This window comes from Streptomyces sp. V3I8, assembly GCF_030817535.1.
Lineage (GTDB): Bacteria > Actinomycetota > Actinomycetes > Streptomycetales > Streptomycetaceae > Streptomyces.
This window is the reverse complement of sequence record NZ_JAUSZL010000002.1, coordinates 8,616,816-8,639,958: the sequence shown is the minus strand read 5'-3', so window position 1 is coordinate 8,639,958 and position 23,143 is coordinate 8,616,816. Positions and strand designations below refer to the sequence as shown.

Annotated in this window: 20 protein-coding genes and 2 pseudogenes; 14 read left to right on the top strand and 8 right to left on the bottom strand. The window is 66.8% G+C overall.

Annotation, left to right across the window (positions count from 1 at the left end; genetic code table 11):
* Nucleotides 1-192 precede the first annotated feature (192 nt).
* Entirely contained in the window at nucleotides 193-582 is a 390-nt protein-coding gene (locus QFZ75_RS38105; RefSeq protein ID WP_307543989.1) for a VOC family protein, read from the top strand.
* Nucleotides 583-591: 9 nt separating this feature from the next.
* Here QFZ75_RS38105 and QFZ75_RS38100 read toward each other — a convergent pair.
* Nucleotides 592-1,199: pseudogene (locus tag QFZ75_RS38100) on the bottom strand (transposase).
* Between the two features lie 135 nt (nucleotides 1,200-1,334).
* Complete coding sequence (locus tag QFZ75_RS38095; RefSeq protein WP_307545073.1) at nucleotides 1,335-1,757, bottom strand: nuclear transport factor 2 family protein; 423 nt, start codon at nucleotides 1,755-1,757, stop codon at nucleotides 1,335-1,337.
* 147 nt (nucleotides 1,758-1,904) lie between these two features.
* On the opposite strand from QFZ75_RS38095, the gene QFZ75_RS38090 reads away from it, so the two are divergent.
* Nucleotides 1,905-2,558 (top strand): TetR/AcrR family transcriptional regulator, encoded by a 654-nt coding sequence (locus QFZ75_RS38090; RefSeq protein WP_307543988.1) that lies wholly within the window; start codon nucleotides 1,905-1,907, stop codon nucleotides 2,556-2,558.
* On the opposite strand, the gene QFZ75_RS38085 is transcribed toward QFZ75_RS38090, so the two are convergent.
* Complete coding sequence (locus QFZ75_RS38085; protein ID WP_307545071.1) at nucleotides 2,552-3,106, bottom strand: transposase; 555 nt, start codon at nucleotides 3,104-3,106, stop codon at nucleotides 2,552-2,554. The two genes, QFZ75_RS38090 and QFZ75_RS38085, sit on opposite strands and share 7 nt — an antisense overlap.
* Entirely contained in the window at nucleotides 3,103-3,558 is a 456-nt protein-coding gene (locus QFZ75_RS38080; protein ID WP_307543987.1) for a winged helix-turn-helix domain-containing protein, read from the bottom strand. Before QFZ75_RS38080 ends, QFZ75_RS38085 begins: the two co-directional genes overlap by 4 nt.
* Before the next feature lie 172 nt (nucleotides 3,559-3,730).
* Here QFZ75_RS38080 and QFZ75_RS38075 point away from each other — a divergent pair, with 172 nt between their 5' ends.
* The 9 genes and pseudogenes from QFZ75_RS38075 (at nucleotide 3,731) to QFZ75_RS38035 (ending at nucleotide 14,829) form a co-directional block, all read left to right on the top strand.
* Complete coding sequence (locus QFZ75_RS38075) at nucleotides 3,731-6,721, top strand: NACHT domain-containing NTPase (protein ID WP_307543986.1); 2,991 nt, start codon at nucleotides 3,731-3,733, stop codon at nucleotides 6,719-6,721.
* Nucleotides 6,722-7,124: 403 nt separating this feature from the next.
* Nucleotides 7,125-7,982 (top strand): transposase family protein, encoded by an 858-nt coding sequence (locus tag QFZ75_RS38070; RefSeq protein WP_307543985.1) that lies wholly within the window; start codon nucleotides 7,125-7,127, stop codon nucleotides 7,980-7,982.
* 380 nt (nucleotides 7,983-8,362) lie between these two features.
* Complete coding sequence (locus QFZ75_RS38065) at nucleotides 8,363-9,550, top strand: ATP-binding protein (RefSeq protein ID WP_307543984.1); 1,188 nt, start codon at nucleotides 8,363-8,365, stop codon at nucleotides 9,548-9,550.
* On the top strand, nucleotides 9,547-10,392 hold the full coding sequence (locus tag QFZ75_RS38060; protein WP_307543983.1) for a roadblock/LC7 domain-containing protein: 846 nt from the start codon (nucleotides 9,547-9,549) through the stop codon (nucleotides 10,390-10,392). Before QFZ75_RS38065 ends, QFZ75_RS38060 begins: the two co-directional genes overlap by 4 nt.
* A complete protein-coding gene (locus QFZ75_RS38055; protein ID WP_307543982.1) occupies nucleotides 10,385-10,771 on the top strand; it encodes a DUF742 domain-containing protein in 387 nt (128 codons plus the stop codon). The genes QFZ75_RS38060 and QFZ75_RS38055 overlap by 8 nt, the downstream gene beginning before the upstream one ends.
* A 3-nt stretch (nucleotides 10,772-10,774) precedes the next feature.
* Nucleotides 10,775-11,336 (top strand): annotated as a pseudogene (locus tag QFZ75_RS38050) (ATP/GTP-binding protein).
* A gap of 8 nt (nucleotides 11,337-11,344) precedes the next feature.
* Complete coding sequence (locus QFZ75_RS38045) at nucleotides 11,345-12,724, top strand: cytochrome P450 (protein ID WP_307543981.1); 1,380 nt, start codon at nucleotides 11,345-11,347, stop codon at nucleotides 12,722-12,724.
* A 60-nt stretch (nucleotides 12,725-12,784) separates the two neighbouring features.
* On the top strand, nucleotides 12,785-14,074 hold the full coding sequence (locus QFZ75_RS38040) for a cytochrome P450 (protein WP_373466006.1): 1,290 nt from the start codon (nucleotides 12,785-12,787) through the stop codon (nucleotides 14,072-14,074).
* Nucleotides 14,071-14,829, top strand: a complete 759-nt coding sequence (locus QFZ75_RS38035) for an enoyl-CoA hydratase/isomerase family protein (protein WP_307543979.1) — start codon at nucleotides 14,071-14,073, stop codon at nucleotides 14,827-14,829. The genes QFZ75_RS38040 and QFZ75_RS38035 overlap by 4 nt, the downstream gene beginning before the upstream one ends.
* A gap of 216 nt (nucleotides 14,830-15,045) precedes the next feature.
* On the opposite strand, the gene QFZ75_RS38030 is transcribed toward QFZ75_RS38035, so the two are convergent.
* Both QFZ75_RS38030 and QFZ75_RS38025 read right to left on the bottom strand, forming a co-directional pair.
* Nucleotides 15,046-16,158 (bottom strand): ABC transporter substrate-binding protein, encoded by a 1,113-nt coding sequence (locus QFZ75_RS38030; RefSeq protein WP_307543978.1) that lies wholly within the window; start codon nucleotides 16,156-16,158, stop codon nucleotides 15,046-15,048.
* Nucleotides 16,159-16,530: 372 nt separating this feature from the next.
* Complete coding sequence (locus QFZ75_RS38025) at nucleotides 16,531-17,382, bottom strand: enoyl-CoA hydratase/isomerase family protein (RefSeq protein WP_307543977.1); 852 nt, start codon at nucleotides 17,380-17,382, stop codon at nucleotides 16,531-16,533.
* Nucleotides 17,383-17,424: 42 nt separating this feature from the next.
* Between QFZ75_RS38025 and QFZ75_RS38020 the strand changes: the two genes are divergently transcribed.
* Nucleotides 17,425-17,826 carry a helix-turn-helix domain-containing protein gene (locus QFZ75_RS38020; protein ID WP_307543976.1) on the top strand — a complete coding sequence of 134 codons (402 nt, stop codon included), beginning with the start codon at nucleotides 17,425-17,427 and terminating at the stop codon, nucleotides 17,824-17,826.
* A 260-nt stretch (nucleotides 17,827-18,086) separates the two neighbouring features.
* A complete protein-coding gene (locus tag QFZ75_RS38015) occupies nucleotides 18,087-18,938 on the top strand; it encodes a hypothetical protein (protein ID WP_307543975.1) in 852 nt (283 codons plus the stop codon).
* Between the two features lie 762 nt (nucleotides 18,939-19,700).
* On the opposite strand, the gene QFZ75_RS38010 is transcribed toward QFZ75_RS38015, so the two are convergent.
* Complete coding sequence (locus QFZ75_RS38010; RefSeq protein ID WP_307543974.1) at nucleotides 19,701-20,675, bottom strand: alpha/beta fold hydrolase; 975 nt, start codon at nucleotides 20,673-20,675, stop codon at nucleotides 19,701-19,703.
* Between the two features lie 988 nt (nucleotides 20,676-21,663).
* Here QFZ75_RS38010 and QFZ75_RS38005 point away from each other — a divergent pair.
* The gene (locus QFZ75_RS38005) at nucleotides 21,664-22,050 is read left to right on the top strand and encodes a putative quinol monooxygenase (RefSeq protein ID WP_307543973.1); all 387 of its coding nucleotides are present in this window, start codon (nucleotides 21,664-21,666) and stop codon (nucleotides 22,048-22,050) included.
* A 187-nt stretch (nucleotides 22,051-22,237) separates the two neighbouring features.
* Here the strand turns inward: QFZ75_RS38005 and QFZ75_RS38000 are convergent, their stop codons facing one another.
* Nucleotides 22,238-22,678 carry a hypothetical protein gene (locus QFZ75_RS38000; RefSeq protein ID WP_307543972.1) on the bottom strand — a complete coding sequence of 147 codons (441 nt, stop codon included), beginning with the start codon at nucleotides 22,676-22,678 and terminating at the stop codon, nucleotides 22,238-22,240.
* Between the last annotated feature and the right edge of the window lie 465 nt (nucleotides 22,679-23,143).

Here is a 23,143-nt window from a genome sequence, read left to right as displayed (position 1 = left end):
CGGGGGCAGGCAGCGTTCTGCTCCGCCCGCCCTCCCCCTCCTCTCGTGATCAGTACGCACGTTCCAAGTACCGTGTCCCGGCCTGACGTCCGCCGAGGAAGGGCCGCGGGAAAACCCGGATGCGTCGGACAGCCGGCACAGTTCATACTCCGTACCTCACTCTGCACCTCGTCCGCGCGCACCGGGAGCTTCATGGCCAGCAGGTTCACCGAGTTGGTCGTCGACTGCCACGATCCGGAAGGGCTCGCCGCCTTCTGGTGCGAAGTCCTGGGCTTCGAGGTGATCGACCGGGGCGAGGGCAAGGTCGAGATCGGCTCCTGGGTGCCGACCGTCGAGGAGGTCCGGGCCCGCCAGATGCCGCCCACCCTGCTCTTCGTCCACGTGCCCGAGGACAGGGCCGTGAAGAACCGGCTCCACCTCGACGTCAGCCCGATCGACCGCAGCACCGAGGACGAGGTGACCAGACTGCTCGCCCTCGGCGCCAGGAAGACGGACGTGGGACAGGGTCCGGACCGCAACTGGCAGGTCATGGCGGACCCGGAGGGCAACGAGTTCTGCGTCCTGCGCACCCTGGCGCCCTGAGACCGTGTCCTACATGGTCAGTTTGAGGAAGCGCTTGTAGCAGCAGAGAGCGGATGCCAGTCCAAGAAAGGCCAGGTAGTTGCCTGGTTGCCGCTCGTAACGGTGGTTGAGCCGTCGGTAGCAGGTCAGCCAGGACATGGTGCGCTCGATGACCTACCTACGTCGGCCGAGCCGCTCGCTGGAGTCGATGCCCTTGTGAGCGATACGGACGCCGATGCGCTTACCCCATAACCATCGCCGCAGGTGAGGGACGTCGTACGCCTTGCCTGTGTGGAGACGTACGGGTTTGGAGTCGGCTGCGTGGAGTTCGTGTCCCATGTGGAAACCCATGTGGAAATGGGACAGCATCCGGCTTCAGGGCGAGGCTGTCGCGGGTGTTGACCGCGGAGAGTCCGACGCGTAGGGGCAGTCCGTTCGCGTGCGCGGAGTCAAGGACCGCACGTGACAGGTCGACCAGGTCCCGCTCGTCCAACGTAGATGATCGCGGCAAACACCGCCTCAGCATCGATGTTCGCAACACCACCGCCCTGCGGACGTACCCGCGCCGACGGCAGCAACGGCCCTGCCGACTCCCACAAGCCGTCCGGAACCATCCATCCCCAGCGTCCACTCCCCAATACCCAGAACAACCGCCAACTGACCATGCAGGAAACGGTCTGCGTGCGCGCGGGCCCGAGCTTTCCCCAGGGGAGGTACGACGGGCATCGGCGTGTGAGGTCGTCTCGGGTGGTTCGGACCGTCGGGGAGACCTGTCAGCCTCGCTCCCACAGCGGCAACCGGAACATGGCGTAGGTGAACTTGCCACTGATACGTCCTGCGGTGTCGAAGTGGAACACGTCCACACCGTGCCACTGCATGCGGCCGCCGTAACGCGCACGGGCGAACAGGCGCAGTGGCAACGGCACATGACGGCCGGACTCTCCGCTCATGTCGAGCCGGCAGGCCCAGCGGATCGTGGCGCGCCGGTTCGGCTCGTCGACGATCTTGTCGTACACGGCGAAGTGCATGGTGCCGTAGCGCCCGGCGAAGTGCGGCTCGAACTCTTTGCGGATCGCCGCGATGCCACGTCGCTCCGGAAGGTGTCCGGGCAGATACACGGCGTCGTCGGCGAAGAAGGATATGACCTTGTCGAGATCAGGGCTCGGCTCGTTGAAGGCGGCAACGAAGTCGTCAATGGTCTGACTGAGGTTGGTCGAGGTGGCGGAGATGGTCTTTCACTCCCGGGAGCGCGATGGGGTCGTCGGATGCCGGGACATTAACAGAACGCCCGTCCCTTAACAAGAGATGGGTGTTCTGTTACATCTGGACTAGGATGAACGGTCATGTCAGCGCCATTCCAGCGGGCTCGACGCCCTGATCAGAAGGATCAGCGCCGCGAGGCCATTCTCACCGCCGCTCGGGAGCTCGCCGAGCGCTCCGGTGTGGCCAGGGTCAGCCTGCAGGACATCGCCACCGCGGTCGGCCTCGCCAAGTCCAACGTGCTGCGCTACTTCGGGACGCGTGAGGAGATCTACCTGCATCTGCTGATGAGCGCGGGTTCTGAGTGGGCGAGCGTGGTCAGTGCCCGGTTGCAGGAAGTGAGCGGGACCGAGGCAACAGCGGGCGTTCTCGCGGATGCCTTCGTGGACCGTCCGCTCTACTGTGATTTGACCACGCACGCGGAGACGATGCTCGAGCACAATGTGTCCGTGGAGGTGCTGAAGGTCTTCAAGGAGTGGGCCATCGACACCTACTGGGCGATCGGCCGTCGCATCTCCGCCGCCTGCCCGGAACTGACCCCTGCCGATGGCGCCGCACTCGTGATGACAGCCAGCGCCTTCGTCGCGAAGCTGTTTCCCCTCACCCGTCCGCCTGAGGCGCTGCGTGAACTGTACGCGCGCGAGCCGGAGATCGCGGGGGCGTTCCCGCCGTTCCGCCCGACACTGAAACGCATGGTGGCGGCCACTGCAGCCGGCCTTCCTCTGGTGCGTTACTGATCTTGAATATGTGATGGCGTCATGGATGGCCGGCGTCGGAGGCGAGTGCCGGTGAGGCAGCCGTCGAGGACGTCGTGGCGGTATTGAAGCCGGCGGAGGCCACGTCGGACGGCAGCGATCAGGTCATCGGGGCCGGCGAACGCGCGGTGGGCCGTGGTGGTGCGTCGTAGGACGGACCGGATGCCCTCGACAGGGTTGAGGTCGAGTGCGTAGGGCGGCAGCTGGAAGACGGTGAGCCGGTCACGGTCGGCGATGCAGCGGCGCATGCCGGCGGTGAGGTGGGGGCTGAGGTTGTCCCAGACCAGCACGATCGGGCCGTCGAGTTGCTGGTGGACGGTCTGGATCAGGTCGCGGTAGTCCTTCCAGGAAAAACTTTTGCGGCCATCGGGCCGGGTGTGCGGGCAGGGCCGGTAGATAAGCCGTGAGGATTCGGCGGCCTTGTAGCAGGCCAGGGCGGCGACGGACAAGCGGCGACGGGAGCGGTCCCGGACGCGCACCACAGGAGTGTGGCCGCGGAGCGACCAGGTGCGGGTGGCCGGCGGCGTCATCGAGAAACCGGCCTCGTCCTCGAAGACGAGCCGGGCATCAAGCGCCGCCACGGTCCTTCCACGCTCGGCCAGGTCTCCTTCACCCAGCCGGCCACCGCCGCCTCGTCCCGCTCGATCGCGCGGCGGGCGGAGACCTGGCAGCTCCAGCCGTGCCGCTTGAGCAGGGCGGCCACCCCCTGCACGGTGTAGCTCTTGTGGAACCGGCGCCCGATCAGCGCCTTGATCCGCGACAGGGTCCAGATCCGGTCCGTCCAGCCGTGTGCCACAGGCCCCTTGGCCAGCTCCCGCTCGAGCACGGCGAACAGTTCGTCATTGAGCAGCGGCAGTGAGGCCGGGCCCTTGGAGATCAGGGCCCAGGGCCCGTTCTGCGACCAGGCTCCGCGCCAGCGCTGAACCGATCGGATGCCGACCCGCAGGTCGTGCGCGATAACCGGGTTCTCGTCGCCCCGCATACGGTCGGCATACCGCAGGGATCACGAGACGTCAGCCCCTACGACACCATGCTTTGAAGGGCAGTAACGAACTACCGGTGGTAGGCAAGGGCTACATCACAGAACCGGTCCAGGAGAAGCGAATCTTCGGATAGGGGCTCCGGCGCGCTTGCGCCTTCTCTAGGATGACACCGTGGGTGATCAATTAGACAAGGTCTTGCCCTACGGGGCGGGTGTTGCGGCAGTCGTTTTTGTCACGTTCTTTCTTCTCGCCTCGTACTTCAGCGAGTTGATGAAGGGGTTCGCCCCCTACACCGTTGACTTAGTTTTCCGCAAGAGAAACTCCATGCGGCGGGTCGGCGGCAGACAGCTTCGGCGCTACCGACAGCGCGCCGAGAAGTGGCATGGCCGGCATCCGTTGGGATTCGACACGGTCAACATCGACATCCGACGCATCTACGTTCCCCTTCAGTCTGCTGTCGGCACAGAACGGGCCGATATGAGTGAGACGCTGAGCAGCAGTTCACGGATCGTGGTGCTGGGAGAACCAGGCGCAGGGAAGTCGCTGCTTGCGAAGACTGAGATTCTTCGCTGGGCAGAAAAAGAGGACGACACTCAGGTTCCCGTCATCATCAACCTGCACAATTGCAATGCTTCCCAGAAGAGTCTCCGAGATTTCGTTGTCGCCGAATTCAGTCAGGCCAAAGTGCTCGGCGCCGCATCACTCGTGGACAAGATGCTGAACACTGGACGTCTGCGCATCTTCTTTGACGGCCTCGACGAGGTCGGCCGCGAAGACCGCGAGCGCATGGAAGGAGAGCTTCGCGAGTTCGCCCGGACACATGCGGTCTGCCCAATGATCGTCACGTGCCGGACTGCTGTATATGACGGCCAGCTCAGTCCGGAGTTCGCCCATGTTGTACGCTTGGCGGAATTTGATGATGCGTCGATGCGGCGTTTTCTCAACAACTGGAACAAAGCGGAAGCTACACTGAACGTCAACCGCGTCATCGCGTCCCTGCGGAGCAACCGCGAGCTGATGCGGATCGCCAGGAGGCCACTCCTGCTCACGATCATCGCCTACCTTCAATCGGGGGACCGGGCGGAAGAGTTCGGCCCTCTCCCAAAGAGCCGCGCGGGATTCTACAAGGCAGCGATTGCGCATCTCCTGGACCGTGACAGGCAGTTGGGTCGCACCCGGGCCATCGCTCAATACCATGGAAACCGCAAGCTGTTGGTGCTGCAACGCATTGCGCTCACAATGCACGAGGCGCCCACAGGTCGTGATGACCGTCTTGCCATATCAGGCATGAATCTGGAATCCGTCGTCCGCGATTTGCTGCCCGACTTCGATCTAGACGCCGATCATGTACTCCCGCTGCGGGACGAGATCGTGGAGCGCAGTCAATTACTGCGTCCGCTGGACGCACTCAGAAGCCAATATGGATTCGCGCACCTCACTCTCCAAGAGTTCCTCGCTGCTCAAGCGCTGCATGACGCTCCCGGCAGGCTTCTGGAGAACTACCGAAGAGACCCGGGCGCCTGGCGGGAGGTTGTGAAGCTGTGGTGTGCCGTCGCCAGCGTCGAGTGCACTCCGGTCGTCTCCGAGCTCTTTACGGACAGCTGGGAGGACAGCAAGATTCTCGCCTTGGAGAGCCTCTCGGACGCGACCTCGGTCAGCGCAGGTCTCGCAGAGGAGATCATCGCCTATTTCCTGGAACGCCTGGAGATCTCCGAAGACGAAGGCACAGCCGTCGTCAACGCGCTCGGCGCTCTTGCGTCCAATAACACGCCTCGCGGCAACGAGACGTTCGAGTTGCTCCGCCGCATCGCCTGGGAGCCCGCCTCCGGGCGACAGGCGGCTGCGCTGCGTGCGCTGGCGGTATCCGAACGGCAGGAAGCGGCAGCATGTCTCGGCGAGCTGGAGGCGGATGACGAGCACCGCGCAGGGGCCCGGGCAGCTCTCCGCTCCATGGGAGAGATCGCTATCCCGCAACTCGCATCGGCAGCATCCGACCGGCAGGAGATCTGGGCCATCGACGCCTTGGGCACCACCGGCACACCGGCGGCGGCAACGGAACTCGCCTCGCTCCTATGGGCGCACACGTCCACGGCACGCCGGGCAGCCTGGTGGCTAGCCTCGCTCATCCGCGTATCAGACGTAGAAGAAGCCCTTCGGGAGTGCGAGGCTCCGCAAACGGATGCCGCCTATCAATGGCTGTGGAAGGCCCAGGACTCTTCTCCGGCACTGCGCCGCATCGCAGGGCGTATAGGTTTCCTGATGGACAACGGGCATCTGGACGGTTATGCGTCCGACCCGCCCATGCCCGACGAGCCAATCGAAGTACGGGAGATCGATCGCAGGATCGGGACCCCCATAGCCGCCCTGGGAATCGAGAAGTACCGCTACAACCAGAGCACCGTTCCGGGACATCTAGGTCGGGGAAGAAACAGTCCGGACAGCCAGCAGATCTACAACTGGGTCAGCTCTCTGGCCGGTCAGCAGCGCCGCAACGAGTTCGCCGAAATTTTTCACAGGCATCGGCAACTTCCTCCTTTCTACCGCCACTTGCCCGGACTGCTTCCGCAGGAGGTCGAGACGTTTCTCCTTGCGCGCCTGGTCGAGCAGAAGACAAGCCCAGCCCTGACGAAGGCCGCATGGCAGGCTGCGTGCGTGGCGCCGCCCCGGTCGCCCGTGCTGTTGAAGACCGTCATGCAGTGGACCGTCTGGAGCGCAGTCTCCACGCTTTTCATGACGGCCTGCATGCGTGCGGCAACCACCGTGCTCACATCGCGCCCATCCTGGATGCCCTCCGGGCAAAAGCCGTGGTCAGATCTCTCTACCCCGGCGAGCTGGGTATTTTTGGGCTCTTCCGTGGTGGTGATCGTCCTTTTCACCCTTAATATATGCGTGAACCGTACGTCGGATTCGATAGAGATCCTCTTGGCTCTGTCCTTGCTCTTTTGGGCACCGTGCTTCCTCTTCCTCGCCCTGGAACTGCTCACTCTTTCGCTGGGAGCGTTGACGACATGGATCGGTGTGCTTGTCGTCCTGACAGCTGTTGCGCTGGGCTACCGGGACATCGGGCGGCGGGAACGGAATCTTGCCAATCCCTTTCGCCGGATGCTTACGGTCGACCTGAGTGATAGCGGGCTGGCCACCCGCGCATCCACACTCGACTGACAAGGCCCTCTGCCGCCAGCACGCTGAAAAATGCAAAGGGCGGAGGCGGCTTGGCACAGTGCGGGTCAGCCCAACGCGACGGGCTGCAACAAATCGCTGGTCCCGTCACCGCCGAATAGATCCGCCACCAACGCCTCATGGTCAGGGACAGCTGTCCGGCACGGCCCCTGGTCACGGGGCTTGGCCAGCTAATGAGCTCGTGCACGACAAGTGGTGAGACGTCGAGCCCGTGATGGTTGATCATGGTCGGGTGGTGGGAATCAGGACTCGTGCAGTGATCACCAGCAACTGTCGCACCACAGGCCTGACGGGCGATGCAGTCGCTGAACTCGTAGCTGAGATAGGTCCGTTGTGGCATGAGCGTCACCGGGCCAAGCCGGCCTCTCGACCGCGGAAGCGGGCCGTGGGCGGCGGGCCGAAACACCAGTTGGTCTTCGTCGACCGGCTGCTGGCAACTCTCGTCCATCTTCACCGCGGGGCCACCCACGACGTGCTGGCCCGCTGGTTCAGCGTGGACCGCTCCACCATCACCCGGGCCATCGGTGAAGTGCGGCCTCTGCTCGCCGAGCGAGGCTGCACCGTCAGCCCCGGCGTGCGGCTACGGACCCTGGCCGAGGCCGTCGAGCATCTCGGCACCAGTGGGACGACCGGCATCATCGACGGCACGCAGATCCGGGTCCGGCGGCCCGCCGTCGGGCGCAAGGACCGGGACAAGTTCATCTCCGGTGACAACAAGCAGAACGCCGTCAAATCCATGGTGGTCACGAACGGCAAGGGCCGGGTGCTGCGATGCAGCCCGGCCCGTCCCGCGAGCTGTGCGGACATCACCCACGCCCGCCAGTTAGGGCTGGTCACGCTCCTGGCCGACAGGCCCGCGGTGGGGATCCTCGCGGATGCCGGCTACCAGGGCCTGGGCGCTCAGACAGGTGACCGGGTGGTGACGCCCCCGCACCGGAAGTCCAAGAAGAACGCCCCCGACTGGTACGAGGAGATGTACGAGCGCCAGCGCAAGGCACACTCCTCGCGGCGTATCAGGGTCGAGCACGACATCGCCCATCTGAAGAACTGGCGGGTTCTGGCCCGACCCCTCGGCCGCCGCGAGCACATGAGCGACACCGTACAGGCCATCGCCGACCTGCTGCCCTACCAGCAGAGTTTCGGCAGACCGTGCACCGTGCGGCCGTGCCTCTGTTTGTGTACGCAAGTCGGGTGTCACCGGCGGCCCGGCGTCGGTGGCTTCGCAGGCTGCTCGGAGCGCTGACCTTGCACGGGAGCGGCTGCTTGCCTTCGGGGGCTCCTACGGTTTGGTGAGCATCTTCTGTGCCGCGGTGAAGGTTCGTTGAAGAGATGGCGAGCCGTGTCGTGTCCAAGCCGCGGGAGAGGCCGCGAGTTGGCCGGAACGGCACGCAACGTGCCGCTTTGCAACGGATGTTGATGGCGCTTCAGGGCGGAGTGGGTGCTCTGGAGGGATGGTGCTCGGTGATAGCATCGCGGCGTCTGCGGCCTTGATCAACTTTGTGGTGATCTGAGGTCAGCCTGCTCTTCGTAGTAGCGCTCATGCAGTTCCCAAGGCATGCGCCGCAGATCCTTCTGTGGCGTGTTCCGGCGATGTCTGCATGTCGCGCCCCGGGAAAGGTATCGATGAATCGAGACGTGCTCATATGGTGCCTCGGTGCTGTGGCGGTGATAGCCGTCGCCGCAGTCGTAGCACTCGTCGCCCGCAACAGAGCTCTGGGAGCCAGAAAACGGCAGTTCGAGACCGAGTCGGCCCACAGACTGGCCGAGGCCCAGAGCAGGCTCTCAGCTGCTCTGAGCGACTTGCAGAAGTTCCGTGCCGAGCAGGACGACGCACTGCGGGACGCCGAACGGACGGCGGAGGAGAGCACCAAGGCCGTCCTCAAGGGTGCGGTGCGCTTCCTGCAGAGCCTCGCAGCCGAGCAGACCACCCTCCTGGACGGCATCCAGCGCAAGCACGGCGGACACGCGGTCCTGTCCGACCTGCTGGACGTCAACCACGCCACCGCCCAGATGGCCCGCAAGGCCCAGGGCATCGCGGTCATGTGCGGCGCGCCCCTCAGCCGCCGCAACCAGCCCGCCAGCGTCTTCGACGTGGTGCGCAACGCCCAGGGTCAGATCCGTAACTTCAACCGTGTCGAGATCATGCAGCAGAGCGGGATCGCGCTGAAGGCCTCCGCCGTCTCCCCCGTGGCCCTCGCCGTCGCCGAACTGCTCGACAACGCTGCCAGCTTCTCGCAGCACGACGCACCCATCGAGGTCACGTTCCAGCGCGTGCAGAAGAACCTGTGCATCGTGATCGACGACGCCGGTGTCGGTATGAACGACGAGGACCGGCAGAAGGCGACCGTGCTGCTGTCCGGCGACACCGCCCCCCGCCTGTCACAGCTCGGCGCCCAGCCGAAGTTCGGTCTCCCCGTCGTCGGCCTGATCGCGCGCCAGTACGGGTTCAAGGTCGACGTCACCGGAGTCTCCCGGTACGGCGGCGTCCGGGCCGTCGTCCTGCTGCCTGAGGAGCTGTGGACCATGGAAGAGACCCCGCCGGCCCCCGCTCAGGACGCCCCGGTGCGCAGGATCCGGCGCATCCCCACCAGGGAGGACGAACCCGAGAGCCGCACGGTGCACGGTCTGCCGAAACGGGGCGAGCGTCAGTCCCCCACGGCGAGCGTCACTGATGCCGGGAGTTCCACCGGCGGAACCGCCCGCCCGTTCAAGAAAGCCCGAGGGGTTGGTGGCCTGGCCGCCATCCAGCGGGGCACCATGTCGGGCCGTGCTGCCGAGGCCCCGTCGTCCGAAGGGACCGAGGACGCATGACCACAGACATGTCATGGATGGTCAAGGACATCGTGGACAACGTCCCCGGGGCCCGGCACGCCGTCGTGCTGTCTGCGGACGGCCTGCCGCGTGGGGCCACGGACGCTCTCACCGAGAGGGACGTGAAGACGATCTCGGCCGCCATGTCGGGGATGCAGTCGCTGAGCCGGGCCACCGCGCACTTCGTCGGTGTGGCGCAGGAACAGCAGTGGAACCAGACGGTCATCGAGTTCTCCCACGGCTGGGTGTTCCTCATCGGGGCGGGACAGGGCGCTTATCTGGCCGCCGCCGCGGAGCCCGACGTCGACCTGCAACAGCTGTCGTTCCGAATGAACCGCCTGGTCGCCCGGCTGGGCAACAACCTGACATCACCGCCGCGGGCCGGTCTCGACGACCCCTCCCGCACGAGCAACGCCACGCGCCTCCCGCACAACGAGGCCGGCGGCTCGAACTTCGTACTCAAGGAACTGGACCAGGTCGTCGACGAGGTGGACGGTGCCCGGCACGCGCTACTGCTCGGCGCCGACGGTCTGCCGCGCGGGGCGACCTCGGCGATAGGCAAGGATCTCGCAGACACGATGTCCGCGGCCATGACCGGCATCCACGCCTACAGCCGTGCGGCGGCGGACTTCGCGGGCGGCTCCCAGGACGCCGAATGGCAGCAGACGGTCATCGAGTACCAGCACGGCTGGATCTTCCTCATCGCGGCCGGAGACGACGGATTCCTCGCCGCCGCCGCCGAACACGCCTGTGACATCGAAGAGTTCACGACGCGCCTGTGCGACGCCGTGCCCGGGATCCTGGCGCCCGAGGGCTGGGGAGAGGAGACCGACCATGTCTGACGGATCGGACGAGGAACTGGAGCTCACCTCCCCCTTAGTGCCCCTCTTCGTGATCACGAACGGACGTGGTCTCCCCTTGGATCACGAGTACGAGCACACCGCGTTGGTGATGGCGCACGACAGCGGCTCGTCCGCGGCTGCGCGTGCCCTGTCCCCCGAGGCGCGCAAGGTCATGGATCTGATCGCCGACGGATTCCTGTCGGTGGCAGAGGTCTCGGGCCACACCCACCTGCCCCTGGGCATCATACGGATCCTGCTGGCGCAGTTGGAGGAGGACGGCCTCATTCTCGTGCGCAAGCCCATTCCCCGCGTCGAACGAGCCGAACGCGAACTCCTCAACGCCGTGCTGGATGGCCTCAGAACCAAATTCGGAGCGTAAGCCGTGTATCTGAATCCAGAGACCTCCAACTCGGTCAAGATCCTCGTCGTGGGGCATTTCGGGGTCGGGAAGACCACCCTGATCAACAGCATCTCCGAGATCGAACCGCTGCAGACCGAGGAGGAGATCACCGAGGCCAGCGAGGGCTTCGACGATCTGTCGGGGACACCGAACAAGACGACCACCACCGTGGCCATGGACTTCGGCCGTCTCACCCCTCAGCGACACCCTCGTCCTCTACCTCTTTGGAACCCCCGGGCAGGAACGCTTCAAGGAGATGTGGGAAGCACTGTCACGGGGCGCGCTCGGCGCCCTGGTCCTGGTCGACCCCACACGGCTGCACGACAGCTTCCCCATCCTGGACCTGGTCGAGCGCTACGGCCTGACGTACACCATCGGCGTCAACCACTTCGAAGGCACCACCGAGTACCCGCTCGACGAAGTCCGCGAGGCGCTCAACCTCGCCGAGGACACCCCGATCGTGCACTGCGACGTGCGCGACCAGACGTCCTCGGCGCAGTCCCTCATCACCCTCGTGCAGCACCTCATGTCCATACTCGGCTAGGAGCCGGCATGCAACACCAGATCAACTCCCACCCGACACCGCCGCCCGGGTGCCCCGCGCACGGCAACACCCAACTGTTCGGCCCCGAGTTCGGCTCCGATCCCGAGCGCCACTACGACCACCTGCGCTCGCTCGGCCCCAGCGCCCCCGTCGACATCGCCCCCGGCGTCGAGGTCGAACTGGTCACCAGCTACGACGCGGCCCTGTACATCCTGCAGAACCCCGCCTCCTTCGTCCGCGACTCACGCCGCTGGAACGCGCTGAACGAGGGCCGGGTGCCCGAGGACAGCCCGGCCCTGCCCATGATGGGTCACCGGCCCAACGCCCTCTTCAGCGACGGCGCCGCCCATGCCCGGCTCCGCCAGGCCGTCACCGACAGCCTCGCCAGCATCGACGAACTCCAGCTCGTCCGCCAGACGCAGCAGTCCGCCGACTATCTGATCAGCCAGTTCTCCTCGGACGTCCGCGGCCAGGCGGATCTGATGGCCGATTACGCCCAGCCGCTGCCGCTGCTCGTCTTCAGCGACCTGTTCGGCTGCCCGCCCGAGATCGGAGACCGCGTCATCGCGGGCATCAGCGGCATCTTCGAAGGCACCCCCGGCGCCGACCAGGTCCTGGGCGGCGCGCTCGGCGAGCTGATCGCCCTCAAGCACCGCCGGCCCGGCAACGATGTGACGACGCGGCTCATGCAGCACGCCGCAGGCCTCACCGACGAGGAGGTGCTGCACCAGCTCGTGACCCTGCTCTCCGGCGGCACAGCCCCCCTTGCGGCGGCCATCGGCACCAGCAGCGCGCTGTACCTCGGCGAGGACTGGCCGGCCGGCCTCCCGGTCGAGGACGCGATCGTCCAGACCCTGTGGAACTACGCGCCGATCGCCAACTACGCGGCCCACTACCCGACCCACGACGTCGACCTGGGCGGCCGGATTCTGCGCGCCAACGACCCGGTGGTCATCTCCTTCGCCGCGGCCAACACCGACCCGAAGCTGACCGAGCACCGCGAGCAGCTCAGCGGCAAGGCGCACCTCGCTTTCGGTGCCGGACCGCACGCGTGCCCCGCCAAGGACCCGGCGTTCATGATCGCCGTGACCGCCGTCGAGTCCCTCCTCAACCGGCTGCCCGACGTCGGGACGCGCGTCCGCTTCCAGGATCTCGCGTGGGTGCCCGCGCCGTGGAGCCGGTCCCTGGTGAGCGTCCCGATCCGGTTCACCCCGCGCAGCGTGACCCAGACTGCCGCGGAACCCTCCCGGTCTCAGGACGCCTCGTCGACGCCCGCGACCGCGGCGCAGTACTCCACCCACTCGTACCAGCAGCCGACGGCGCACTCCGCACCCAAGGCCAAATCCGGGCTTTTCAGTCGGTTCCTGGCATGGACCAGGGGCGAGTGATGTAAGTAACGCTATGAGGACACAGTGTTATTGGATGCTTCAATAACCTCACGGGTACGTATGGCGGCTGTTGCTCAGAAAGGAGCCGCCACCGTGGGCAGCCTCACGACGTCGTCGTCCGACCGCCGCGCCACCGTCTCCCTCTTCTCCCGTCTGCGGACGGCAGAAGGGCAGGCTGACCCCTTCCCCCTCTACGCGGAACTACGGTCCAAGGGCGGAGTCCGCCCCGCCCCCTGGGGCGGCTTCCTCGTCACCAGCTTCGACGCGTGTGACCGCGTACTGCGCAGCAGCGAGTGGCTGGAACCGGACAAGAGCTGGCGCGACCGGCAGGGCCCCCGAACCCGCTGGAGTGCTCCGTCCTCGCGTGAGATAGGGAGCACGATGCCCGCTCTCAACCCTCCGGAGCACACCAGGGTACGGCGAGCTGCCGGCGGATTCGACCGGACGGCCATCCAGCAGATGGGCCGGACGGTCGGTCGGCTGACCGACAGCTTCCTCGACACCGTGGCCGAGCGCCTGAGGGACGGCGAAGAACATACGGACTTCGCCGCCCTGGTCAGCGAGGAACTCCCGATCGCCACCATCGGCACCTGGCTCGCCCTGCCGTCGGCCGACTGGCCACGGCTGCGCGAACTGACCCATGAACAGGTCTTCACCCAGGAACTGCTGCCCTCCAGCAGCCAGTTGACCCGGTCCGACGTCGCGATGGCCGAACTGCGCTCCTACTTCATGGACCTCATCCGTGACCGGCGCGGGCATCCGGGCGACGACCCCGTGTCACGCTGGATCGCGACCTGGGACACCATGGAAACCGATCAGGACAAAGCGGATGAAGCCGTCTACTTCCTGGTCCTCTTCGTCCTGCTGGCCGCCCTGGAGACCACCTCGACCCTGTTGTCGACCATGACGCTCCTCCTCGTCGAGGACCCCGCACGCTGGGACCTGCTGACCGCCCGCCCCGACCTGGTACCCGCCTTCGTGGAGGAGACACTGCGCTACGACCCGCCGGCACACGTGATCAGCCGGGTCGCCGCACGGGACGGCCTGCTGGACGGCGTCGAGGTCCGGGCCGACGACATGGTCCACCTCATGGTGGGCGCCGCCCACCGCGACCCGGCCAGGCACCCCGATCCCGACCGGTTCGACCCGCACCGCAAGGCCTTCCACAACCTCGCCTTCAGCGGAGGCATCCACTACTGCCTCGGCGCCCCGCTGGCCCGACTCGAAGCCCACACCCTCCTACGCCAACTGGTCGGACGCCTGCCCCGCCTCACCCTGGCCCGACGCCCGCTCAGGGCACCCAGAGTGGCCTTCAGGCGTCTGCTGAACCTGGACGTCGCCCTCGCATGAACCACATACTCCCGCCCCCCGCCGTCCGCCCCTCCGCCATCGACACCGAGCAGGACGGTCCCATCCTGCGAGTCCGCCTCAATCCCGACGGGCAGGACGACGTCCTGAGCGCCGCCGCGATCGACGACCTCATCGCCCTGCTGGACGGCCTGCACGGACGGCCCGACATCCGTGTCCTGGTCCTGTCCTCCCTCGGACCGGACTTCTGCACCGGAGCGGACCGCAGCGAGTACCTGGACGCGGTCACCGCCGACCCGTCCGGCGCCGCCCTGCGACGGGCCGTGGACAAGGCCCACCGCCTCTGTCACGCCCTGGAGAACACCCACGCCGTCACCATCGCCCGGCTCCACGGCAAGGTCATCGGAGCCGGACTCGCCCTCGCCGCGTTCTGCGACCTGCGAGCGGGCTCGGACACCTGCCGCTTCCGCATGCCCGAAGTCGCACTGGGCCTCCCACCCGCCTGGGGAGGCGCCCTGGGCCGGCTGATATCCGAGGTCGGCGTCGCACCGATCCGCGAACTCGCGCTCACCTGTGAGGTCTTCGACGCCTCCACCGCCCACCGGATAGGCCTGCTCCACAAAGTGGTTCCACCCGACCAACTGGACCGCACCGTCGACGCGTGGACGAAACCACTCGCCCGACGCTCGCCTGAAATCCTCGTCCTGACCAAGCGCATGCTGGCCGGCTACGCACAGACCAGCCGGGCAGACGTTTCCCTCCTCGACGCCCACCTTCTGAGCAGCACGCTCAAGTAGCCCTGGTGCGGCGCCACTCGCTCCGATCACGTGTCTGCGCCACCAGGCACGTGATCCGCAAGCCAAAAAGAACAGCAACACCTTGATTTCCTGCATGCCCTGACCCGGTCGGAGGTCGCGTCCCGCTCCCCCGGTACTCAGCACGAGAGGTCCGCAATGTCTTCCTGTCAAGGCGAGAGCACATCGAGATCTGGGCAATCGGAGCTCCGTGTTCTCTCAGCCAGCGTGGAGGATCCGAAAGCGATCGGGCTCCGCCGTGTCCCGATCGACGACCTGGATCGGTGTCCAAGCCCATTGCCAAACGCTGATGCCCGGCGTGCGGGAGAACCGGATCGGCCCGCGGGTGCCCTCGACCGCCACGTGCGGCCATGACTCGGCGATGGCCGCCCGGTCCGTGCCGTGGGAACGCAGCACGTCGGCGAGGACGGTGACGGTGTCCCAGCCCTCGAAAGCGACGAAGGAGGGCGCTTCGCCCAGCCGTTCGCGGAGCTCCTTCCCGACGCGTTCGCCGAGCGGACCGAGGCGCTCGGGCAGGTATCGCAGGAACGGGATCCCGGCCCCGTCCTCACCCAGCACCGCGGCCCATTCGGCGAACTCCGGTTGTCCGGCCGGAGCACCGATCAGGATCTCCGCGAGCCGCCGGTCACCCCGGACGGCTCTGACGATCGGCACCGCCGGCTCCGGATGGCCGACCAGCAGCAGGAGCGCCGTCGCGCCGTGGTCGACGAGCGCGTCGCACAGGGCTTCGGGGGTGAGCGCGTTCGTGTCGAGTTCGACGACGGTGCCGCCGCGCGGAGCGAGGTGGTCCCGCAGGGCGCGGGTCCCGGACGCCCAGTAGACGCTCGGCTGGGTCGCCACGGCGATCCGACGCCGGCCCGCGCCAAGGAGAAAGTCCGCGTAGATCCCCCAGCCGTGGGACTGGGCCGGGGCCAGGCGCGCGACCCACTCCGTCGGCTCCTCGGTGAGCGCGTCGAGCACTGCGGACGAGCAGAGGAACGGCACGCCGAGGGCGTCGGCCCGGGTGGCGGCGGCGCGGGCGACGACGCTGTGGTACTCGCCCGCCACGGCGGCCACGCCCAGGCCGGCCAGTTCGTCCACGGCCGCTGCGGCCCGCTCTGGATCGGCCGCGGTGTCCCGGACCACCAGCTCCAGTGGTCTGCCGTCGATCCCGCCAGCATTGTTGACCTCGCCAACGGCTAGGTCGAGTCCTGCGAGCAGGTGTCGGCCCGCCTCGACCCAGCCGGGCCGCGTCAGCGGTACGAGAGCGCCCAGGCGAACGGACGACCCGTCTGTGTACTCCGCTCCGGACGGCGATGGTGGCGTGTTCATCGGGTGCTTCTCCTTGGGACGGTGCGGTCGTAGTCCTCCCGGATTGCGCCAGCTGGGGTCGGCGGTTCGCGCTCATCACGTCTCGCCGCGGCGGGCGCTACCGGGTGATCATGCCGGTGATTGGATCCACCACCACCGCCAATAGGCAACCGATTATCTATTCGCCGAGCTGTCAAGCTTCATCGTCATCGGCGCCAACGAACGAGGACCTGCACCTCAGAAGGCCACTTCTGAAACGGGCCCTGGAAGCGAGCGTGACCTCTCAGGTGAGGTGCTTCACAGAGTTGGAGACGGCCCGTACGGTCGTTCGACCCGAATTACCAAACGGACCGTACGGACAACTTCCGCACTCCACCCGCGCAGGGCGACTCGTTACGAATGTCGGATGAGGTTCGCGCGCAGCACCTTTTCGATGTCCAACTCCACCTCGCGCGTGTGAACCCCGGCCGCGAGCGCTGCCCGGGCAAGTTCTCCAGACGCGGGAGTGAACGTTTCGCCGAGCAGGCGGTCTTCCGCGCGCAGTGCGTCTTCGAGCGTGCCGTCGGCCGCGTCGATTGCTTCGGTAACCGCGGCGCGGACGCCGTCGGGCAGAGACGCGATGGCCAGTGCGACCCACTCAACATATTCGTCCAGTTCTGCGGCGGGCAGAGCTCGGTTCACCCAACCCCACCGCTCGGCAGTCGCCGCGTCGACGAGCCCGCCTGTCAGCACAATCTCGAGAGCGCGAGCGCGACCCACGAGGCGGGGCAGGTGGGCAGTTGCACCGGCTCCAGGGACGATGCCGATCAGTGCCTCGAACTGGCCGAACGCCGCAGTCTCGAGGGCCGCGAATCGCAGATCCAGGCTGGAGACCAGCTCGGCTCCACCGCCACGGGCGAGTCCCGCGACCTTGGCGATGGTGGTCTGAGGCAGACGCCGCCAGCGTTCATGAAGCCGCATCATCGGGCCCGTCCCGACAAGCGTCTCCTCCGCGACCGGGAGGGCGGCGTAGGTCGCGGGGTCCTCCACGAATGACAGGTCGCCGTGTGCCAGGAAGAACTCCGGATTGGTGCTCTGGACCACGATGACGTGCAGATCGGGATCATTCTCGGCCGATGCAGCGACGGCGTCCAGGTCGAGCATGAGTTGCGCCGTCATCAGGTTGACGGGCGGAACATCAATCGAGACCCATAGCACTCCGTCCTGGCGCTTGAGATTGAGGCTGGGCAGGGACTGTTCGGCCATGAGATTCCTTTGGGTTGCCGGTACCTCTGGTATACCTGGTACATGACAGGTACTTCAAAGAAACCTGGTACCCGCGAAGATCCGGCCGGTCACGAGACCATCGTCGGCCCGCAGCGCGAGCTCCTGGACCAACTGCTGGACAAGTGGGGTCATCTGCTGCTGGCCGCGTTGTGCCGGCAGCCGCGACGCTTCAACGAGCTCAAGAGAGAGCTCGATGGGGTCACTCAAAAATCGCTGACGCAGGCACTGCGACGGTTGGAACGCAACGGCCTCGTCGAGCGCCGGGTACTGACGCAACGCCCCGTTGCTGTGGAATACCGGATCACACCGCTGGGCCGCACACTTGAGGAGCCCTTCTCGATCCTGCGCTCCTGGACCGCCGACCACCTCCCCGAAGTCGAACGACACAGGGAGGCATTTGACGAAGGTGCGGACACCCTTTAGCTGGCGGCTCGCGTCAGCAGTCGGCGAGGCAAGGTCGAGCGCACGCACGGGAGTTAGGTGTCTGCGCGTTGGGAGAGCCATGTCAGGAGGTCACTGGTGCCGAATTGACCGTCTGAGACCCGACCGAGAGGACCACAACGACGAGCACCACACCCGGTGAAGGGCCCAGCAATGGGCACGGGGACAGCCCACGAGCGACGCCGGCCGCGGACACCTGGCGAGGCGCCTACCGCGAGAAGCTGCTGGAGGCGATCGGGGTCTTGACCGCTGCGGCACGACTTGCGCGGCCGCGGCTGCAGCGCACCCACGACGGTGACCGGATCGACAACCTGATGGGGGCCACCGACCGGGCTGACTGGGCTGAGTTCGTGACCCTGGCCCTGGCGAGCGCGGCCGCGAACTTCGGTGGGGTCGAGGCGACCCTCGCCGGCCGGTCCGGTTCCTGGGAGGCAGAGGGCATACGCCAACTGCTGCACTCCACGTTCGGCCCTGACGGGAACGCCCTGTGGGACCACCACATCGAGCCCTTCGAGATCACGCTCCACGTCGACGAGCTCCTGGCCGAGCGCACCGACGTCAACAGCCACTACGACGCGGCCACAGAGGAGATCCAGCGTCGCTTCGAGGCCGCCGAGGCCGCCGAGGCCGCGGACCCGCCGATCGACTACAGCCGTTACATGTGGGAGTACGAGCGCGCCGGCGACGGAGGCTGGGTGCCGCAATCGCCGGCGGCTCCCCCGTGGTCTCTGGAGGCCTGGCGCGCAAGCCTGGACGTCAACGGTGCCGATCCAGCCGTCAGGGAGTCGCTGGAGGCCTCCCTGCTGGAGACGGCCACCGGGGTGCACATCCCGAAGTCGGCTGAGGACCTGGCCGAGCTGCGGCGGCTCGAGGCCGACAGAGATGCTCGGCTCGGCCCCATCGCCGACCCCATCACCGACCTCGACGAGCACCTCGAGCAGCAGCGGCTCCGTGAGTGGAGCAGCTACGGCGAGGCGCTCAAAGCCCGGGTCGAGGCCGGGGCGGCAGCGATTCCGGGCCTGATGGTGCCGGTCACCGCGCGCGTCGACTTCACCACGTTCCGCTCCTCCTCACGCACCTGCTCGACGACCTGACCTTGGAAACAAGCCCGTCGATGCCGCGGTGATGGACACCCCGACCCCGACGACCTGCCCGGTAGCCCTCTCGACCGGTTGACGGCGGCGCTGAACACCAGCGCCGGGACGAACCAGGCAGACCCGCCGCCAGGCTCGACAGCGGCCCGAGACGACGGGGGACTGTGATGTCGCGCCGCCTCGCTGAGGGCGACTACGTATGCCGGCGGTGCGGATGCGCATGTGACGCGGCCTGCGCCCAACTCTCTGAGATCCTCGACCAGGCCAAGACCGACCAGGTCCTCGAGACCGACGGCATGGCCGACACCGACGACCTCACCCCGGCCATCGACACAGCCGCGCTACACCTGGAAGAGGCCCAGGCTGCCGCCGTCGCGCTGTTTGGCTTTCTGGACGCCGCGCGCAAGCCAGACTGCCCACATCATCAGCCACACCGGCCTCCGACCGCGGCACCTGATCGGCGGCGGGAAATTCCCCCCTCCGACCTGGCTCACTACCGCAGTCAAAGCCATCCTCACCCTGGAGAGCTACCGCTGAAAATGCTCACTCAGTGCTACTCCGCCCTCTCATGGCCCTGTTCCCAGCGTGTCCGCGTTCGTGTCCGGGCGAAGTCGGCGCTGTACGCGGCTGACGTGTTCGCGTCGGTGCCGAGCGAGGACCAACGGGCCGGGCCGAGGCCGACTGTTGCCTGCGGGGACCGATGCCGGACAGCCGCCGTCGCTCGATCCGGGGAGATTCCGCGATACGACGTCGGTCACTTCCTCATTGCAGGAACTGCAGGATCTGTCGCGCAGTGGTGTCGGGACGGCTGAAGTGCACCGCGTGACCTGCGCCGGACACCACGGCCAGTCGGCCGTCGAGCAGGCCGGTGCACACCCGCTCGGCCCAAGACTGCGGGGCAACACGATCCTTCGAGCCCCTCAACACCAGTGCTGGCACCTCGATCTGGCCCAGACGCACGACGAACGGGCCTGCCGCGTCCTGCTGCGCCTGGTGGAACATCGCAAGGAAGCGACCTGCTCCGGTGACCAGATAGTCCGCAGCGGCCAGGGCGAGGAGCGACGGCGGTTCCCTGGGTGCGTCGGCCAGCAGGCGCAGCAACTGTCGCGCCGGCGACAATGCCGTCGCGTCGAGGGCAGGGCCAATGAACACCATGCGTTGCACCAGGTGTGGGTGATCGGCGGCGAGGACCGCAGTCGTCTGGCAGCCGACTGAGTTGGCAACCCAGACACAGGGGCCGATCGCCGCGGCGGTCTGCCAGCGCAGTAGCGCTTCCGCGGCCTCCTCGACAGCGGGAGTTCGTCGGACGGCCCGCCGGGAGCGTGCGCTGCCTGGCAGGTCGGGCACCAGCACGGTGCGTCCCGCAGCCGCCAATGATCGGGCCAAAGGGGTGAAGTAGCGCCCCGACAGGCCGAGTCCGTGAACTAGAACAACCACGGCGCCTCTCGAGGGCCAGGGACCGAAGCGCCGGGTGTACAGCCCGGCCACACGCCCTTCTCGCCAAGTCACAGGCCGGGCAACGTGTTCGTCCACTCCACGCGCGGCAACGACAGCCTTTTCTCCGGCGCCGACAGCAGGGGCCAGGGCCTTGCGCAAGGCGGATGAAACATCGTGGAACACTATCCCGTCCTCGGCTCCGTTCCATGCGCACGCGCCGATAGGGGCATCGGCATGGAAACAGTTCGGACAGATGCAGTCATGGCATGCGGCACAGCTCTCGTCGTCCTTCGACGTCACGTTCGCACCACCCGCCGTGGCGGATCGGCTCCCTCGACGGCTGTCACCCTCCTCGCCCATTCGCCGTTTCACTTTTCCGTACGCTTCGACGAGTCACCGTGCCGGAACATTCCATTCCTGTTGGTGTCCATGAGGTCATGGGGGAACCGGGCCGGTGCGTCCTCGGAAAAGCCCATGAGAACGCCGGTGCGCAGCGATCCAGGGACATTACCCCTATGGGTTCGGTCACTTGGTCCGTATACCCACACACAGAAACGACAGCGCGGTGAGTCGCCGAGGTCGCCGCCGACAGGGAGGAGGACATCTTACGACAGGTGTGCGCAGCGGAAAGGGCTGCGTGTGGACGACGCGACTCCCAGAGATGGTTTCTCAATTTCGGGAAGTCGCCTCCGGGGTGTCGGTGCTGCTGCTTCGTGGCCGACCGGGGCACGGAGGCCGTCCATACGGAAGACGGGACGGTACGGCGTTCACCAGACGAGCGGCGCCCTACCAGCCTCACCGCCACCGGACAGTTCACACACTCATTCTCCTCCCCCGACCGCTGGCCTCTCGGGTAAAGAGGATACGGAGGACCAGAGGCGGGGTCCGGGATTTCTGGCAGGCGGCCCTGGTGCAGCAAGGACCGCCTCTGCTCTCGTTCCGGGACCCGCCGTGGGCCGGATGCGCCAGATACGGCCCTTTACAACCTTGGGAGCGATTGAGTTCGGGGCGTGCTGGCCGAAGATCCTGAAGTGCCGGGAGCAGCTCAGTGAGCCTGCGAAGCCGAGGCTCGGAATGATCGCCGCCGGGCGCGGCCACACGGTGAGTAGCTCCTCCTGCGCATGACCTCGGTCACACGGCTTGCCTCTCACGTTGATGTCAGGTTTTAGCGTACTGCCAGGCCCGCGCGTCGGGGTTCTCTCTCCAGTACCAGGCAGTACGAGGAGTACCGGCATGACCACGTCGCCCGGTCGGCTCCGCACCGAGACACCAAGGATGAGAAGGAACAATGAATTCGCCTCAGGACCCTCAGGACCCTCAGAACCTTCAGGACAAGGCCGCCGCCACCGCGACAGCGGAAGCGCCTGTCCAGACGGAGATCATCGTGGCAGGCCGAGTCTTCGTCCCCGCCGAGGATGTCGAGACGTTCGTCACCGAGGCGCAGTCGACGTATCCGATAGCCGCGGCGAATCCTGGGAGCGTGTTGATCTCGTTCTGTGTCGACGACGCGGCAACCGGAACCGTCACGGTACTTGAGCAGTGGGCTTCCCAGGAGGCGCTCGATCGCCACCTTGCCACACCGGAGGTCATGGCGCTCTTCACCAAGTGGGGCCCGCACATGCGCAATGAAGTGCGCAAGTTCGACGCGCTGAACGAGAGAGACCCCCGGGCCTGAGCTCGGCTCCGGCCATCTGTCGGAGTCGGCCGGCGGTGAGCCTCGCGATCCTTCGGAACCGATCCTCCGATCGAACGAAACACGTCGCCGCACCGACCCGGCCGAACTCCAACGCTTGGTCCTCGGCGCCGTGCCACCAGTCGGAACGGACGCCACGGCCGGGGGCGACCGCACCCGTGCGGCGCACTCAGCCGTCGGAACTCAGGCCGCTGGCGCGGGCGATGCCGTCCAGCTCGCTGTAGAGGGCCTGCTGCTCGGTGACGAAGCGACGCTGCTTCTCGCGCAACTCCTGCAGTTTCGCCGGGTCGTCGGCGACAACGGTTTCCACGATGGCGAAGCTGGGGCTGCCGTCGGGGCCGGGCAGCTCCACGAGTCGGTGGTCCATGCGGCCGGTCAGGAGAATCGCCAGAACCGTCGCGTACTCCCGCTGCACCTCATCGGTGAACTGTGAGGCGCCACCGACAGGGCCGGCCTCATGGCCCTCGGCTATCAGGTGCGCGGTCTCGTGTACGGCCTTGGCCAGGATGTCGTACTGCTTGGGGTCCATGCGGGCCTTGAGCGTCTCCTTGTAGAGGGAGACCCTGTCGATCCTGCCGCCGTCCGGGCCGGAGTCGTTCTCGTCGTTCATCTCGGCAGCCCGGCCCGGGAGACGGCAGGCGTCCAGGCCCGTACAAGTACCGGTTGGCGTCCAATCGGATCCGGCAGCCGGCCCTGGTGGACCGGGCCCGTCAAAGCGCTGTACAGGCTCAGGCTGGCATCGATGCCGGACGCAGCGACGCGAGCGGAGAGCGCCGGAGTCACCTCACGCTGACCGGTTCGGCCTCGTCGGCCAGGTCGGTCAGGATGTCGCTGATGCCCTCGATCAGCCGTGAGGAGTCCTTGTCGCCCAGTCCTGCCCGCACGCACTCCACGACACGGCCGGCCCATTCCACCCGCGGGGCAAGGTGCAGGGCACGCCCCGTTCACCTCGATGGCGCAGTGCCACGAGCGGAGAGCCCCGGCCTGTTTCCACTGCCGCCAAAAGTGCTCTCGTATATGCGAAGGAGAGCTACCCGCCCAAGTGCCGCTCCGCCTTGAGCAGAGGGCCATGGTC

Bases quoted from the DNA above. Each gene is read 5' to 3' on its own strand.
- QFZ75_RS38105 (WP_307543989.1), top strand. From the start codon at position 193: ATGGCCAGCAGGTTCACCGAGTTGGTCGTCGACTGCCACGATCCGGAA.
- QFZ75_RS38090 (WP_307543988.1), top strand. From the start codon at position 1,905: ATGTCAGCGCCATTCCAGCGGGCTCGACGCCCTGATCAGAAGGATCAG.
- QFZ75_RS38085 (WP_307545071.1), bottom strand. From the start codon at position 3,106: ATGACGCCGCCGGCCACCCGCACCTGGTCGCTCCGCGGCCACACTCCT.
- QFZ75_RS38080 (WP_307543987.1), bottom strand. From the start codon at position 3,558: ATGCGGGGCGACGAGAACCCGGTTATCGCGCACGACCTGCGGGTCGGC.
- QFZ75_RS38065 (WP_307543984.1), top strand. From the start codon at position 8,363: ATGAATCGAGACGTGCTCATATGGTGCCTCGGTGCTGTGGCGGTGATA.
- QFZ75_RS38060 (WP_307543983.1), top strand. From the start codon at position 9,547: ATGACCACAGACATGTCATGGATGGTCAAGGACATCGTGGACAACGTC.
- QFZ75_RS38055 (WP_307543982.1), top strand. From the start codon at position 10,385: ATGTCTGACGGATCGGACGAGGAACTGGAGCTCACCTCCCCCTTAGTG.
- QFZ75_RS38045 (WP_307543981.1), top strand. From the start codon at position 11,345: ATGCAACACCAGATCAACTCCCACCCGACACCGCCGCCCGGGTGCCCC.
- QFZ75_RS38040 (WP_373466006.1), top strand. From the start codon at position 12,785: ATGGCGGCTGTTGCTCAGAAAGGAGCCGCCACCGTGGGCAGCCTCACG.
- QFZ75_RS38035 (WP_307543979.1), top strand. From the start codon at position 14,071: ATGAACCACATACTCCCGCCCCCCGCCGTCCGCCCCTCCGCCATCGAC.
- QFZ75_RS38030 (WP_307543978.1), bottom strand. From the start codon at position 16,158: ATGAACACGCCACCATCGCCGTCCGGAGCGGAGTACACAGACGGGTCG.
- QFZ75_RS38025 (WP_307543977.1), bottom strand. From the start codon at position 17,382: ATGGCCGAACAGTCCCTGCCCAGCCTCAATCTCAAGCGCCAGGACGGA.
- QFZ75_RS38020 (WP_307543976.1), top strand. From the start codon at position 17,425: ATGACAGGTACTTCAAAGAAACCTGGTACCCGCGAAGATCCGGCCGGT.
- QFZ75_RS38005 (WP_307543973.1), top strand. From the start codon at position 21,664: ATGAATTCGCCTCAGGACCCTCAGGACCCTCAGAACCTTCAGGACAAG.
- QFZ75_RS38000 (WP_307543972.1), bottom strand. From the start codon at position 22,678: ATGAACGACGAGAACGACTCCGGCCCGGACGGCGGCAGGATCGACAGG.